Source organism: Shewanella sp. 10N.286.51.B2 (assembly GCF_041469265.1).
Taxonomy (GTDB): Bacteria; Pseudomonadota; Gammaproteobacteria; order Enterobacterales; family Shewanellaceae; genus Shewanella.
This window is the reverse complement of record NZ_JBFRKH010000029.1, coordinates 77,603-94,656: the sequence shown is the minus strand read 5'-3', so window position 1 is coordinate 94,656 and position 17,054 is coordinate 77,603. Positions and strand designations below refer to the sequence as shown.

The following is a 17,054-nucleotide window of genomic DNA, read 5'->3' as shown; positions in this document are numbered from 1 at the left end:
TATGAGCAAATTAATTCAACGATTGCTCCTAATGTGCTTATTACTCTCTTTTTCACTCATGGCTGAGGACGTAATATTAAACACCACTGGACGGGATATTAATCTACAAAGTTTATTTCGATTACAAGACAGTCTAATTGGTGATGTTGAATTAACGATAACAGCAGATCAAAAAATTGAACTGCCAGCCACATCAACTTTGGCGTTGTTGGCTGACACCCTTGTACCGGAAACGCTTGAGCTATTATCGACATTTCAGCATGATGATGTATTAAACCAAGCTGACTTTTCAAAGGCTGGGCTTAGTTTGACTTTTGACATGTCAACTTTTGAACTAATAATGCAAGCACCTATTGAGGCGCTTAAAATTAGCGGCCTATCGTTTGCTCCCAGCAAAAATACCCGTCGATATATAGAAGCGTCATCATTGAATGGTTATGTAAATCTCCACTTGTCTGCTACCAATACTTCGAATATTAGTGATGATAGCCAAAATTTTCTCGATTATAACCACCTTCTTGAAACTGGGCTTAATTACCGAAATGCCGTTTTGGAGTATGAGGCGGTTTACAATCATTTAGATGGTCAATCTGGAGAGTACTCTCGCCAAGGTACGCGTCTTAATATTGACTTTCCTAGCCAGGGTACTCGTATGGTTTTGGGGGATTTTTATAGTCGCCCCAGTGGTTTTCAGTCTGGTATTGATTTTCTTGGATTAGGGATTTCTCGTGACTTTTCACTTATTCCAACCAGAAATGTTAGGCCAACGGCTGCACGTCAATTCACTTTAGAACGAACATCTGAAGTTGATGTTTTAATCGATGGGGTGGTAGTAAAAAGGCTCAGCCTTGGTGCGGGTTCTTATAATCTTGAGGATATTCCTTTAGCCGAAGGCGTTAGTGATGTTGAGTTATTGATAACCGATCGTAATGGACGTCAAGAACGAATAAATTTTAGTATTGCCACGGGTATGGATCTGCTAAAACCTGGAGAATTTGAATATGCATTTAGTTCAGGAGTGACGAGTGATTTAGTTGAAGACAAGCTTAAATACGACCGCGATGCATTTGTTGTCGATGGTATGTTGGAGTACGGTCTCACGCCATCACTAACATTAGGCGTAAACATGCAGGCGGCACCTAAAATCTACCAACTGGGGCAACGGAGTTTGTTTGCTACAGGATTAGGTGTGTTTGATTTAAACCTTGCTTATAGTAACCAAGATTTAGTTGGCGAAGGAGCGGCTGCCAGTTTAGGGCTTGATGTCAGTTTCGAAGATGGCCCTGATAATTCTCAACTCAGTTTTTTTTATGAATATTTTTCTCAGTCATTTACTCGAGTCGATGATTTGTTTCAAAGATCTGATGATTCGGTTTTTAACCCTATAGATTTACTTTCTTCTTTAAATATTAACAAACATTTTTTCACCAGCCGTTATAGCCGATCAATCACTCAGGCTTTGCGAGTTAGCCTAACCTTTAACTATATTGATGTATATCAAAAGGAAGGTGATTATTGGACTATTAGCCCAGCACTTTCTGGTGATCTATTTGATACCTCAGCCACTTGGAGTGTTCGGTTAACACACAAAGATAATCAGGATGAAAGTAACGAATTTAATGCATTACTTACTCTAAGTTGGCCGTTTGGTTCATCTCGCGTGGTGAGTAGTTATAGCAGTGACTTAGAAGATTTAAAAACGGAATATAGTTATCTTAACGGCATCGGAAAAACAGGTGGGGTCAATATGTTTATCGGTGCACAGCGAACCAGTGATACAGATGCTAACCTAGAAGCGGGTATTGATTACTCTGCTAATCGGTATCAAGCCAACCTTCAACATACTAGCCGGTTTACCGACTTTACGAATAAGCAAAGTAGTCATTTTAGCCGAGCAGAACTTTCATCAGCATTAGTGTTTTCGGGTTCTCAATTTGCTTTAGGTAGACCTGTCGGAGATAGTTTTGCCATTATTCAACCGCACGCTAACTTAGCAAATAATCGTATTGATGTGGATATGTCAGATGAAGGGGCGAGAGTGCATAGTGACGGTGTAGGTGCAATGGTCGTTCCAGATCTTGTCGCATATAATGAGCAATTAATTTCCTATGATGTAACAGATTTACCTCCTGGTTACGATTTAGGTGAAGGGGTGTTCGCGCTCAATCCTGGATATAGACAAGGTTACTCACTAAAGGTGGGCTCTGATGCAATTATCACGGCTATGGGGTCAATTTTTGATAACAAAACGGGTGAACCTGTTAGTTTATTAGCGGGTAAAGCGATATCTCAAACAGATAGAAACTTTGAAGCATTAGACTTTTTTACTAATCGCAGCGGACGATTTGCGATTAGCGGCCTAAAACCTGGCACCTATTTACTCAAGCTAAATAGCGAATCAGTAGGTACATACGAGCTTATTATTAGCGATGAAAGTGGTGCATTACTTCGCTTAGGTAAGATTTATGTTGATTAACACGAGATGTATAACACACTCATCTCCTAGGAGGACATATGACTCAGACTAACTCTATCAAGTTGATTAAGACAAAACTTAAGAAGGTTTTCTGTCTGATCGCTATAATTATCGGTTCTAGTTTATTTACTATTAGCGCTTTTGCTGCTTGTGACGCTCGAGTGCAAAGTGTCAATTTAATGAGTTCAGGAGTTCAAAATCAATATGATGTGTTTGCGACAAGTACTTTTGGTTTAGTGCAGTCTTATGAGGTGAAAGTAAATTTTAGTGACCTCAATGAAGATTGCTCCTTGAGTTTAATGATTTCAACTGTCCAGCAAGGGTATGAACTTACAGGTCAAGGTGGCAATTTATTATCATTTACGCCATACCTTCAAACTTCCGGCAGTTTTATTCAAAATAGACACTGGTTTGCAGAGGTATCACCTAACCAATCTACTTTTCGATTTCAATTACGATTCCCGTCACAACAATTTGGAGCTGCTGGGGATTATTCAAATCAATTAATCGTTCAACTCATCCCAAGCCCAGAACAATCATCGATAGTTCTAGATGAACGTAACCAATTAATTTCATCTCGTATTCCACCTGTTGCGAGCATTAGCTTTTACGGCTTATCTCAAAGGCTTTACCCATTAGACCTTGGGCGATTAACAACAGGTAAAAAGGTAAACATCGATCCTAACTTGTATATTCGTAGTACTACAGGCTATGAAATTAGTTTCCGTTCAGATAATCAAGGTAAGTTAAGACACCAAAGTAAGCATGTACGCTGGGATGTTGACTACGAATTCAGTGTTGCTGGCAGTGTGATTGATTTTTCGGAAGCAGGTAATCAACTAATTGTTAATGCACCGCAAAACCCTAACGGTCAAAGAATTCCTATGACGATTCAAATAGGTGAAACAGAAAATAGGCCTGGTGGTGTGTATGAAGATGAGATTCATATCGATATCAGTGCATTAGGCCTCGGAGGTTTTTAATCTAAAGCTGCTTATTAAATAACATCGCTCTTTGGCGGAGGGGATCAGTAAGTCACTATTTTTTAAATCTGTTTTATCAGCAGCTAAAACAGATTTCAGCTATAGAAAAGAAGATGACTCAATTGAAACAAATAACGCTAAAATTACTCTCTACAATTTTATTTCATTGGAGGATTTTTTATATTGTATGTAGATGAACCTTTGCCCAATTCACCGCTTGGATACGGTTTTTAACCTCAGTTTTCTTGAATACCTTATAAAGATGAGATTTAACCGTGTGTTCACTCACAAATAGTGCGTTAGCAATATCAATGTTGGAGTTGCAGGTGGTGAGTAATTTCAGTACATCACGCTCACGGCGAGTGAGAGAGACGGGTTGTTGTTCTGGAGGGAGTTCATCCTTTCGGTAGTGTTGCAGTAACTCGCTCATCATTGTTCTTGGTAACCAACATTCACCCGCGAGAATTTTTCGCATTCCACGCTCCAATAAATCCAGTGAGCATGATTTGGGGAAAACACCGCAACAATTTGGCCAATCGAGTAAATCTCGCTTTTTGAAGTTTTGAGCAGTATTCAGTAAAACGGTATGCACTTGGTTAATATCTTCATTAAATAAGCTATCCCAACAACTTTCATCAATATTCGGTAAGTCAGCGACATCAACAAGTAATAATGGATTTGATGTGTTTTCGAGGTGAGATAGATCTCTTTCACTGCTAATGAATAGGGTCTCACAACCTAAATTTGTTTTTAGAAAATCAGAAATAGCTCGACTCTGAATAGACAACTTCATGACTAAAAATAGAGTTTGTTTAAACATAATGAATCATTTCCTTTTCATCACCGTGGTGTATTAGAGGATCATATCTAACTCCGAATCTACCATTTAAATTAGCACACATGGTCTATTTCTGCCATATTTTGAAAAATGATGACCTGATATAGATAGGTTGTTAATTTCTACTCTTAAAAATCTTATCAAGTTAAATAATTGTCAATGCTAGTGTATCATCATGATTTTATTGCTTATTATTGAATAATGTTTTGAGAAATTATCGTGTCTTAATTGATAGTGAATGTGTAACTGTTCATTTAGCGTTACAATAAATCACACTTTATTAGTAAGGATATTAATCTTGTTGGTTCGCAGCTTAAAAATAATGATGCTTTTGCTTCTGTCTATGAGTGCATACTCAGTGACGGCGGATGAGCATGAGCAGTCGGTTATTTTTAGTGATTAAACGTTAGCTGATTGTTTTATCATTAAGTTTAATGTTGCTTGGTGCCCGAAGCTGTCAATCATGAGCGCAAGATGTACTCAGCGAGGTGATAGTTTGATAATGTGGAAGTTGTTTATGTTAATTTTGATAGCCATTACACCACAAGAGTCTATTAGTGGATAAAACCTAGAAGGTATATTGAGTTAGATGTGACCGCTATGACCCGAATTGGTATTCAGCGCCACTACGGCTGTAGTGCAAGCAGTTAAGTGTTTTGGAGAATAAATAACTTGTATAAATAAGCCCACTTGATTGTGGGCTTATTTTTGAGCGTCTAAGAATAAAGCAAGCTTAATCAGTAGGCTTTTACTATTGATAATAACTGCGGTAAAAATTCATTATCTAATTTGGCAATCTCGGCTTGCTCACTTAACACATCATGTAAAATTTCATGGGTAGTAAGCGGGTTTGCTAATACGACCCTAAATACGGTGACGATTTCACGGTGGTATTTAGCCGGTTTTATTCTGGTGCGTGAGACAAATGATTTACCTTGTTCACGTTGGTGCTTTTGAATAAAGCGGGTTAAGCGGTCAAGCAGGTAATTACAGCGCTCTACAGTATTTATATCATCATTAGCTAATGCTTTATCAATTGTTAGTTGAACAGTCTTAGGCACGTAACGGTAGGTCAAAATACATAATTCAGGCTCTGTGATGAGCTCAAAATTTTCATCTGCAGCAATGTGCGATGCGAAATAACGGGCCATTTCTAGACCGTTGTTGATTAAAATCTCATAACCGTCACCACCGATGATCTGTAAACAAGCATGCACTAGCATTGCCATGCCAGGTCGTGAGCCTTCGAGGGTTTGACTACCTAAATCTTTAGAGCCTACTCGCAAAATATACTCGGCATGATGAGCAATGGCATGTGCAAGCTCTGGGTCTTTAAATAACACCATGCCCGCACCCATAGGCACGTACATTTGTTTATGGGCATCAATAGTGACCGAGTCGGCTAATTCAATGCCATCGAGTAAATAGCGGTATTTGTTCGACAGTAAACTGGCCCCGCCCCAAGCTGCATCAACATGAAAGTGGCATTGGAGTTCAGTGGCGAGTTTTGACAGTTCAACTAGTGGGTCGATATTACCGGTTTCGGTGGTGCCAGCAACACCGACAATGGCCATTACCTTAATATTGTCATCGGCGAGCTTTAATGCGGTTTGACGCATGGCCGCTACATCGACTTTATTGTCCGCAGTGGTGGGGATACTGATGATGTTGTCTCGACCAATACCCAGTAAGTCAGCGGTTTTACCAATTGAGTAATGGCCGCGCTCAGACACTAAGATGGCTAAATCGTCATATCCATAGTGTTTCAGTGCTTTAGGTAATCCTTCACGGTTAATGCCTTTAAAATTACCATCAGCTTTTAGTAACTGGTTTCGTGCTATCCATAATGCGGTGATATTGGCCACCGTGCCACCAGAGCAAAATGCGCCAAGGGAGTAGTTAGCGCTGTGCATCCATTGCTCATAAAAGTCAGTGTCTTGGCTGTAAATTAAGTGGTGCATCATCCCCAGCACTTGGCGCTCTAATGGAGTGAATGCTTTAGATGTTTCGATTTTGACTAAGTTCTGATTCAAGCCCACCATCATTTTAGATAAGGGTAAAACAAAGTAGGGCAGCGCTGATGTCATATGACCGATGAAGCTCGGCGCCGAGGTATGCACCGAGTGTGCTACCAGATTTTGCATTATTTCGTCAGTATAATCAGATACAAAACGAGGCGAATCAGGAATTTGAAACGCTTTAAAGTCAGTTTCAATAAGTGATAATGGCTTTTCTAATGCAGCAATACTCTTACCTAAAAAGCCCGCTAAGTCTTCAGAAAGTTTCTGCTCGATAATGCTTAAGGTTGAGTCGGCGTCTTCAGGTACGGTAAAAATACGCAGAAGACTTGCCTCTGATGCTTGTGCTATGCGGTCGTGTTTGGTCATTAACTGGTGCCATCATTTTTATTCTTGGGCCAATAATGTGCTAAATATATTGATATAAGCGCTTTCATGGCCATTATGAGGGCTAACTTTACTGCAAGGATTATTTCGCAGCAAGTTTTTAACTCAAACTGACTATTTACTCAGCGACAACTGATAAATTGCGGCGATATTCTGCGCAGTATTCGCCAGGTTGTCATGGGCGTTAGCCAGAATATCATCCAGTGGTGCTAATGACGGAATAATAGGAAATATCGCTGTCATGCCTTTTTCTAAAATAAGCTCGGCGCCATCACCAAAGCAGCCAGCAATGCCAATGACAGGTACGTCTTGATGTATACCTTGTTGCAGCACACCCATTGGGGTTTTACCGCCTAATGTCTGGCTGTCCATGCGTCCTTCACCTGTGATGACGAGATCGGCGTCAGCGATAGCATCTGCAAGCTTCACCGTGTCAATGACGATATCGACCCCCGGCTTTAGCTTGGCATTGAGTAGTGTCATCACCCCATAGCCCATACCGCCGGCCGCGCCTGCGCCAGGAAACTCAGCGAGCTCAGTTGTCGTTGTAAGTGAATGAGTTGCACAAACCACCTTGGCAAAGTGAGCTAATGCAGCATCAAGTTCTGTAACCATCTGCTCATCAGCGCCTTTTTGAGGACCAAAAACAGCGGATGCGCCATTAGGGCCGCATAGCGGATTATCTACATCACAGGCCACCTCAATTTTACATCGCGCCAGTAACGGGTGAGCTGATGTGTTATCAATTTTTGCAAGCTCGGTTAACCCCAAGGCGCCATAACAAATAGGCTTATTTTGTGCTGTAAGTAAGGTAAAACCTAACGCCTGGGCCATACCTGCACCGGCATCGTTTGTCGCACTGCCACCTAAACCTAAAATAATATGTTTTATACCTCGGTCTAAAGCGTCTTTTATTAGTTCACCCGTGCCATAACTTGTCATTAGCATAGGGTTACGGTTAGCACGTTCCACGTAATCTAGGCCAGATGCTGCGGCCATCTCAATCACAGCGGTCGCAGTTTGAGCATCTTGATTAATGATGCCGTAATGAGCGTTTACAGGAGTGCCTTCGGGGCCTGTGACTTGCAAGCTGATAATTTCCCCTTGGGTTGCATCAACCATAGCCTGCACCGTACCTTCGCCACCATCGGCCATAGGCACCTTACAATACTGAGCATCAGGAAATACTCGCTTAAAGCCTGCTTCAATGGCATTGGCAACACCTAAGGCGCTGAGGCTTTCTTTGAAGGAGTCTGGTGCAATAACAATTTTCATCGTTCGCTTCCCTTTAGTCATTTGCTGATTGAAATATAAGCGTGTGGTTATGAATAAATTAGCAGTAAATGCATGTTTGATAAATGTTTAAAACGAAGCAGCTATTGAAAAATTTTATTATTGCTATTGGATAAGTGGATATTAGCCATAAAGCTGGCTTTGATAGGGGCAGGACTTGGGGATAGGACTTAGGCCAGGAGTAAAAATGAAAATGGGCATTCATCGAATAATGAATGCCCATAAATAGGTAATTCAGCTGAAAACCACCAAAGCGTAGGTGAAGGTTAGGCTAGGGTGATTTTGTTAAATATTTGAAATAACCAATAGGCGAATAAACCGTAACTGGTTAATAGCGTCAAAATGATAGATAGCTTCGCAATAGGTGCTACGGCTGTTTGTTTTAGGGCTAAATGACACAACACAATAGAAAATAAGCTAATTGGCGCAATAATAATACTTAAAGGCAAAATAATAATAGCCCCTGTTAGTAGTATTAACGCTGATTGCATGCATGGTACTTTTTTATTGGTTAACAACAGTGGCACTAACGCCGCACCAAAGCCCAATAACACAGCGCCCAAATATAAAATAAACTGTGCTAAAGACTGATACTCGGCAATAAAGCCAATGAGTGCAATTAACGGAAACACTAAGCTCAGTGTGACATGCTTTTGGCTAACGCTTTTTTGCACGTATAAACCTGCAAAATAGCAGCTAGCTTGCGCTATAGCATTAACGCAAGTAAAGGCCATTAAACCAATGAAGATAAGAATGCTGTTATTGGTCATCGTGGTTGAACTAGCGGCAAATGCCGGAGATGCAACCAGTGAGCTAAGCAGAATAATTGATGTTTTTTGCATAATAATTTGGCTATTTCTACTGTGTAAAATCAAAGATAGTGGTGCTAGATAGTGAATTTTAATCGACTATTGCAGTAATAGCTTTTGTTAATTTAGGAATAGCAGATTATTTGTAGTTTATTGATAGTTACTGCACAAAACGTTAAATTTATCGCAAAAAAAAGCCTGCTATATTGCGATAGCAGGCTGGTATTTTTTACTTAGTTTTATAATTTGTAATTTACACTTAACATAATCATATGTGCAGTGTAGTCATGGCTATTACTGCCAAAACTCATTACATTCCAAATGGTATCTGGTTGGATATCATTGGCTGCATCATTATCTAAGTACTTTTCAATTTTGTAGTCTAAACGGACAGCCATTTTGTCAGTGGCTTGGTATTGACCATATAAATTGACGTTGTGCACTTTAGCAAAGTAGTCACCGTAGTTGCCAGTAACATTTTGGCGAACTTGAGTCGTACTGTCAGATTCTGAATAGGTGTAATCTAAACCTAAACGTAAACGGCTATCCATTAAGTTGTTGTAACTTAAATTTGCACCGACAACATCGATAGTATCTTCGATATCCGCTTCCCAAGTTGGACCTGAGAATGTGCTACTACCCGCTTGTTGTGACTCAATGATTTGATAATTATAAAATGCATTTAGCATCACATCTTTATTAAACATGTAGTTGAAATTGATATCGTAACTGGTGTCTTTCGACTCAGTTAGGCCAATTTCAGTGTCTGTATAATCATCAAGTGCGTAACGCGCGCCAAAATCGATGGCTAATGCTTCGAGAGGGCTATAGCTCACTCGCGCTTCAACCATACTACGGTCACGATCAGCAATGTAGTACTTGCGTAATAAGTCGTTATTTTCTGAAGAGGTCCACTCAGACGCTTGGTAATCAGAACCATCACGGCTGCCAAAGCTACCTTTAACCCACATGTCCCATTTATCAAAACTGTTTAAACGGTAACGGGCCCAAACTGTGCTTTCTTCAGTGACTTCACGCTCTGAATAACTACGCTCATCACGGTTATAATCAACTCCTGCATCAAGCTTCATTCCGCGAGTAATGCGGTAATCTGCAGCAATCTTAGCTCTATGAGTCGTTTGATCGTATGGCGTGTTATAAGCCACTTGACCGTTGACATCATTGATGCTGATTTGAGTCCACTCTTCGATGTTGGTGTTGTTGTCGCGATCTGAGTAGTCGTAGCTACCAGTAACACGAACTTCACGGTTGATACGCTTAGCTGCTTTTAACGTTAAGCCGGTGATATCAACTTTGGCATCAATTGATTCCGTTGGTACGCTGTAACCATAGCCTGAGGTGACTAAATCTTGATCTTGAGTCATTTGACCAAACATCAAACGGCCACTGATAGCTGCGCCATTTTCATTGTATTGACCTAATAACGACACAATATGTGATTCGTTGTCAGGGTCTAATGACATATAACCACGGGTTTGGCCACCAAACGTTGGGTTAAAGGCATTGTCATAGCTTAACTGGGCATTATCATTTTTAAAGATAGAACCGTCATAGTTAAGGCTAGTGAACCAGTTAGCGCCTCTAAATTTAATACCCGCATTGATGGTATCAGTGGTGTAATCAACAGGCTCTGCAATCATCATAGATTGATTGAAAAAGCTACCCGATGCCGTTTTGGTGCCGGTTTTTTCTTCACGTTGATAATTCACATAAGTAGTGAATAGTGACTCAGTTTGATATTCAAACCCTAAACCTGCACGTTCACGTTTAAGTGATAATTCAAACGGGTTTAAGCTGTTACCAAGCTCAGTCATACCGTCAGTCGTACCTGCTGTCACCCAGCCGTCAGGCAAGGTTAAATCGTTACCACCAATACCACTGTATGGAGACATCACGGTATTAGATCTATAAGTAGCAATTGAGCGATAATTAAGGTTGAAGTTATATTGGCCTAATTTGCCAACATTCACATCTAAACGGCCATTGTCTAACCCTAAATCGGTGGCTTCAACTTTAGCGCGGTAGCCCGATTTACCAATATAGTTAATATCAGCATCAACTTTGGGAGCAAACTCGTTGCTGCTGCCAAATGCATTGGCAGAGTGAATATCATCTTCGCTGTTATACGCAACGCCTACACCCACACTACCGGTTACGCCAGTTTCTACAGCACAACCTTTACAAACCCACTTGTCATATTTGACTTTGTCTGTATTGGCATTACCGACACCGTAGCCATCAGCGGCCATTGCAAAACCTGCATTGGCTACTAGCGCTAAGGTGATTAAGTTCAGTTTAAATTTCATAGTCGTACATCCTTAACGCTGAAGTAATTTGCCAGAAGGGTGGTTTGAACCATGTACTTGGCTATGACAATTTAAACAACTGCGGCCACCAGTAAAGGCATTATCACCAACATTAGAACCCATTCCTGTGTTGCCTAAGTAAGCATTGCTAGCATGACCATCGCTGGCATGACATTGCTGACATAGCTGAGGAGCACGAGTTTTTAGCATTCCTTCGTTAACTGAACCATGTGGGTTATGACAACTTACACAGTTTTCTGTCACTGGTGCGTGTTCCCAAAGTTTTGGACCACGTTTTTCAGCATGACATGAGTAACATGTTTCATTGACACTTGGTTTAACAAGATCTGAATCAGCCATGCTGCCATGTGGGTTGTGACAATCACTACAGGTCATTTGGTCAAACTTCATTGGATGACTTGAGCGTTTGTTCATGTCGGTTTTAACTTTAACATGACAACTAGTACAGACTTCCATTTCAGTCTTTTTAGACAAAATAGGGTCATTTGCAGTATGAACATTATGACAAGATGCACAAGCAACATCAGCATTATCATGATGGCTAGTGTTCCAAGACATACGCTTGTCGTCTAAGTGACAGCCCATACAAACACTGTTTTGCTTTTCAGGTGCTAAGGTTGAGTTAGGGCCAAAAGCAATCATTGGCTCATTACCACCACGGTTATGCTTACCCATTGGGCCATGACACGCTTCACATTGAAGGCCAGCCATTGGGCTTTTTGATGAGTCAATTGCGCCATGAACACCTTTAAAGATATCCATTACTTTTTCTGAACGCTTATGACACATTAAGCATGAGTCAGCGCCTTTAGGTGAATAACTACCTTCTTCGAACTTTTTATCAAGTACGGCTTCAACTTCGTCAGGTGTCATTTTTGCATCCCACTTCGACGCATAAGCCGAGTGAGACATCCCAAGCGATAGCAAAACAACTGCCATAAATGTCGGGATTAAAGTGTTTAATTTCATTTTGATTTTCATAGTGAGGCTTCCCAATCTATCCATGATGTTGATGTGATTTATGTAATCTAAGGGAGAAGCAAGCTTCTCCCTTAAGGGTAAATTACATCTTCACCGCGGTGTGATCGAAAATAGTAGGTGCGTGACAGAATAAACAGGTTTCTGACTGCGCAGCTTGATTCGCTTCAACATAATCACCTTCAATGATAGAACCTGAGTTTTCTAAAAACTCGATGCTATGTTTCTTCAGGATGCTAATATCGTCATCAGAATCTAAGCTGTGGCATGAAATACATGTTGCAGCTATAGGTGTAGTGTACTCTTCACTAGGTGCATTACTTGATGCAATGGCACCTTTTAACTTGAATGCATCAAGATTAAAGTCGTTATGGCACTGAGCACAATCTGTGATGATACCTTCATCATTATGGCGAGCATGTAGTTTTAACTCAAATGCGCCCACTGGACTCCAACTAGTTCCATCTGGCGTATGACAAGCCACACATGCATCAACACCTACGATAACTTCACCGTCAGCATTCTCTCGACCTAACTGTTCGGTCATTACGAAACCTGCATGATTGCCTTTATGAATCTCGAAAGTTTCACCGTGACAGTTTTCGCAAGTATTAAATGCTACAGAGTCAGTGTGACGCATGCTAGGTGCTTCGCCTGAGAAAGTACCAAAAGTCATGTCTGCTTTCATGCTAGTAGTCATGACATCATCACCACACGCAACAGCAGCAGTACCATCGTTACACATTTCTAAACCAATAAAACTGAATGCTGTATCTGTATCTTGAATGCCAGCAGGTGAATAAACACCAAATGGTAAAGAAGGGATTGTGTATTCAAAGTTGCCATCGACAATTGTTACACCATCTTTTAACTCACCAATGCTCACTAAATCCTCAGCAACTTTAGCTAAGTCTGTACCTGGACTATTTGTATAACCCATTACAGGGAAGTTAGGGCCTACATTGGTAATAGTTTCAAGACGTTGGATTTTACTGACTAAATCCGTTACATCCATTGCTACGCCTGACGCATCAGTAATAGAAACAGAAATCGTCGCTGATTTATCTTCATTAACAGTCAGGGTTGAATTCATGCCATACATATCGATAAAGGCTTTCTTCTCTACAAAACCACCAGTATGAATTTCTTCAGTCCAGCTGGCATTGTGACATGCGATACAGTTTGAATTATCAGACTGTTGTGGGTGACCTTGGCCTGCTTCGAAGTCGATGCCAGTGTGACAACTCGAACAAGTTTCCATGGTTGGAATACGTGTCCAGTTACCCCATTCAGGTAACTTTTCTGATTCTACGTGACATGATTGGCAATTATCTTGAACTATGGCGTGAGCTGTTTCGGCGGTATTATCATTATGGCCCCAAGCTTTGTTTGAGTTGTGAACGTTATGCACTAAGTGAGCAAAGGCAACTTCAGGTTTACCACGACCGTCAGCCCACTCTTGGGTATGACAAGTAATACAGGTTTCTGCTGTCGTTGCTTGATGGTAAATAGTTTCACCTTCAGCATGACAAGCTGTACAGACTTCATGTGAAACAATATTTTTAGTATATTTAGCTTCATAGCCTTCGCCATCAAAATCAGCAACGATTTCACTTACCGGAACGGGCGTTACGCCGTCAAGTAGGGTAGAGGCTTTTGATACAACGTTGAAACGTTGGGTTAAATCAGCATTAAATGTGTCAGTGTCAAAGCTGTCGAAGGTAAATTCGTAACTACCATTTTTGTTATCCACAAAAGTCGATGTAGAACCTAGCTTCTGCCAATTAGCACTATTACCGGCGCCAGTGGCTCCGGCTGGGATTAACTGTGCAGAATTTTTAATTGAAATATCTTTTAAACCAACAACAACTAAATCTTCTTCGTTGGTTGCGAATACTTCAACGATAGGCATACCATCTTCATAAGTCACCTTAGTGACATCAAGATTAAGTTGTGCAATCGTTTCAGCTGGTTCACCGCCTGGAAGGCCTGGGATACCAGGCTTGCCATCATCTCCGTCACTGCCACAGCCGCTTAAGGCCACGCTTACTGCACTTGCTACGAGCATTAGTGCTAATTTGGAATTTTTCTTGTTCATCATTTGTCCCTGCATCAATAAGACATTGCTAATTTTGACTTAGCTTTTGCGCTACATAGATACTTAGTCTATTGAGTCAATTTAGCTTTTTTGGATTTTAAATTCATTAATATAAGATTAATCCACAATTAGAGAAAAATCTTTATATGTCGACTGAGACTGTGAAGCGGATCAGTCTATTTATAAATAGGTACATATTTTGTGAAAAATCAATTTTAATATTTTTTAAATAAAAAGAGCCGCACAGGTGCGACTCTTTTTTATTTTAGCAAATATTAATTACCACCCCAGTTAGAGTGAGCTTCTAAAATTTGCGTATCTTTATGACAAGTTGAGCATTGCTCTTTACCTTCATAAAGCACATCATAATCAGCTGCAGGTACACCAACCTGGTCAATACTACCCACAACACCGCCATTGGTTTCGATGTGACCGATTGTAGCCTCATTTAAGCCATAATTGTGACAGCTCAAACATGCTGCGGTTTGTGGCGACACTAAAAGTTGGCCTACATCATCTGTGCCAAATGCGACAGGAGTATCTGTTGGCTTGATGTTTTGAATAGAGAAACCGTCATCACCGTGACACGCTTGACATTCTGTTTTCTTAAAGAATAAGTCACCGCCAGCGTCATTAACGTAATGCTTACTATGCGCTACATAAGCAAGGTTTGATGTCATTCCAGAACGATTTACTCGGGTTCCATTGTGACAAGTTGCACAACCATCAATGTCGTTTGAGTATCTATGGTGGATTTCTGTTGTGTGACATTGCTGGCAATCTGTCATTTCTGCATGTTGTTTACGTGGAGACTCTTCAACAACGCTTCCATCTTGCTCAAAGTAGAAGGTATTTGAAGAGATATAACCTTCACCTTGTTCATCATTGTTTTCATCACAATCAGCAATAACGCCTCTGTAAGAACAAACTTGTAACTGGCTGCTTAAAGCAATTGTTGCATCAGCATCAATTAACGTTGTGATATCAATATCTGTTGCGTTAAATGTTGATGAGATAGAGCCATCTGCTTGTTCTGTGAACTCGGATGTTTTTTGACTAGTAACTAGGAAGTCATTATCAGTTACACCATTAATCGCAATAGAGCTTTTAGAAGATAACTGTGCCAAAGCCACTAACTCTTCACCATTCATAGCAGTGAAGTTTGTAGTGATTTGTGAACCATCTGTAGCAACGTTAATGCTGTTAAATTTAACAGATATAGTCGCACCTAGGTGATTGCTGTTTAAAGCGTAATGTGCTTCAGATGCACCACGTGCAAATGATTCATCAGTATGACAACTAATACAGTTCTGACCTGCTCTGTGAGCCATTGGAACGCCTGCCGCTTCTGCTGCTGGGCCAGGGGTGTGACAGCTCCAACATGCAGTGGCATCAACATCAGCTTTCCAGCTATCGGTTAAGTTGAAGTCTTCATTTGGATTATGACAAGTCAAACAGTTTGACGTCATTTGAGGATAAACACCCTCATCCGAGAAGTTAGCCGTAGTATGAATACTATGAACCATACCTTTAATAGAGCCATCAAACTCGTACGCTTCACCAATTACATTGCCGTCAGCATCTTTGTCTTCTTTAATGTAACTGTTGTAATCGGTATGACAGAAAGAACAAGCTTCTTCCGTTACGTGCTTACTGCCATGCATAGCAAGCTCACCATCTTGGCCGGCTCTATGACATGTTTGACAATCAGAGTTTGCCAAAATTTGTAACGGTTTTTCAGCAGCAACATCAGTTGCTGGAATCCAATAAAAGAAGCTGTTATTGACGAGAGTCATTGACTGGTTGTTACTTGTCTTAATAGACATGTAAACACCATTAGTTGTATCAGCAACATAATCATATTTATCTAGGGTATCGATGGCTTTATCGAGAGTGACAGAATAGCTACCATCTTTGTTATCGATAAAACAGTCAGTACAATCAACGTTTCCAGAATAAGAACTAGAACCTGTGAAATAACCGTCACCTTTGTCTTTATTGAAGTAGCTTAACCAAATTTGTCTATCTGGGCTTGGATTAACAATTTCATCCTCACCAATTTCATCAGCTGTTCCCACACGACCAAAAGTGATGGTTGCTACGTCAGCTATTGTCAAACCAGTTACGGCTACACCATTCGGATCTGATAATTTGAAGTCTACAGATAAGAAGTTGTTTTCATCAACGCTAGCTGAAGTAATAGTGCTTGTTAGCGATGAAACAGAACCAATCGGTTTGCCGACTACTCCATCTTCACCGTCTTTACCATCACTTCCGTCACTGCCACAGCCAGTCAATGCAAAAGCTAATAGCCCCGCACTGAATACCGCTTTAGCAGTCGTATTTAAATTAAATTTATTCATCATTTTTCCCTGCAAGAGATTTATTTTCACTTGATCCTTCATCATAAAATCAAGCGTATGGATACTATCCAAACTTATTCGAAATAAGCTGTACTATTTTAACCACTTGTCTACGTCGCCACCGTGATTAAGATCTTACTATTCCGAAAGGAGTACTTCTAAATACTGCAATTTACAACTCGTTGTTTTTAAGTTGTTAAACTGCCGATAATCAGTAGTTGCTCTCTGTGGGTGTTTTTTGTTGATTGACGCCAAAAACCCAGTTTGGTATCCAATTTCAGTAAGCCCTAATGTCTGCAATGATTTTGGTAATGTATTATTCACTACTAAATAGATTGCTAAAATTGCCATTACTAATAATAAGTGATTTTTGTGAAAGATGGGTTAAAACCTGAGCAAATTGTGTGTTTTTTGATGATTAAAGACTGATTTTGGTTAAAAGTGTGATCGTGATCTTATTGTG

Annotated in this window: 10 protein-coding genes; 2 read left to right on the top strand and 8 right to left on the bottom strand. The window is 40.4% G+C overall.

Annotated features, from left to right (window positions below):
* Nucleotide 1: 1 nt before the first annotated feature.
* Together AB4140_RS08420 and AB4140_RS08415 are read left to right on the top strand one after the other, a co-directional pair.
* On the top strand, nt 2–2,476 hold the full coding sequence (locus AB4140_RS08420) for a fimbria/pilus outer membrane usher protein (RefSeq protein ID WP_372000556.1): 2,475 nt from the start codon (nt 2–4) through the stop codon (nt 2,474–2,476).
* 38 nt (nt 2,477–2,514) lie between these two features.
* Nucleotides 2,515–3,459, top strand: a complete 945-nt coding sequence (locus AB4140_RS08415) for a hypothetical protein (RefSeq protein WP_303501628.1) — start codon at nt 2,515–2,517, stop codon at nt 3,457–3,459.
* A gap of 178 nt (nt 3,460–3,637) precedes the next feature.
* On the opposite strand, the gene AB4140_RS08410 is transcribed toward AB4140_RS08415, so the two are convergent.
* The 8 genes from AB4140_RS08410 to AB4140_RS08375 form a co-directional block, all read right to left on the bottom strand.
* Complete coding sequence (locus tag AB4140_RS08410; protein WP_372000554.1) at nt 3,638–4,279, bottom strand: LuxR C-terminal-related transcriptional regulator; 642 nt, start codon at nt 4,277–4,279, stop codon at nt 3,638–3,640.
* A gap of 755 nt (nt 4,280–5,034) precedes the next feature.
* Nucleotides 5,035–6,684 carry a pyridoxal-dependent aspartate 1-decarboxylase PanP gene (gene panP / locus AB4140_RS08405; RefSeq protein WP_372000552.1) on the bottom strand — a complete coding sequence of 550 codons (1,650 nt, stop codon included), beginning with the start codon at nt 6,682–6,684 and terminating at the stop codon, nt 5,035–5,037.
* A gap of 132 nt (nt 6,685–6,816) precedes the next feature.
* On the bottom strand, nt 6,817–7,977 hold the full coding sequence (locus AB4140_RS08400) for a glycerate kinase (protein WP_372000550.1): 1,161 nt from the start codon (nt 7,975–7,977) through the stop codon (nt 6,817–6,819).
* 284 nt (nt 7,978–8,261) lie between these two features.
* Entirely contained in the window at nt 8,262–8,837 is a 576-nt protein-coding gene (locus AB4140_RS08395) for a hypothetical protein (protein WP_372000549.1), read from the bottom strand.
* 206 nt (nt 8,838–9,043) lie between these two features.
* Nucleotides 9,044–11,131 (bottom strand): MtrB/PioB family decaheme-associated outer membrane protein, encoded by a 2,088-nt coding sequence (locus AB4140_RS08390; RefSeq protein ID WP_372000547.1) that lies wholly within the window; start codon nt 11,129–11,131, stop codon nt 9,044–9,046.
* A 12-nt stretch (nt 11,132–11,143) separates the two neighbouring features.
* Entirely contained in the window at nt 11,144–12,133 is a 990-nt protein-coding gene (locus AB4140_RS08385; RefSeq protein WP_303445679.1) for a DmsE family decaheme c-type cytochrome, read from the bottom strand.
* A gap of 82 nt (nt 12,134–12,215) precedes the next feature.
* On the bottom strand, nt 12,216–14,231 hold the full coding sequence (locus AB4140_RS08380) for an OmcA/MtrC family decaheme c-type cytochrome (RefSeq protein ID WP_372000545.1): 2,016 nt from the start codon (nt 14,229–14,231) through the stop codon (nt 12,216–12,218).
* 272 nt (nt 14,232–14,503) lie between these two features.
* Nucleotides 14,504–16,591 carry an OmcA/MtrC family decaheme c-type cytochrome gene (locus tag AB4140_RS08375; RefSeq protein ID WP_372000543.1) on the bottom strand — a complete coding sequence of 696 codons (2,088 nt, stop codon included), beginning with the start codon at nt 16,589–16,591 and terminating at the stop codon, nt 14,504–14,506.
* Nucleotides 16,592–17,054 lie beyond the last annotated feature (463 nt).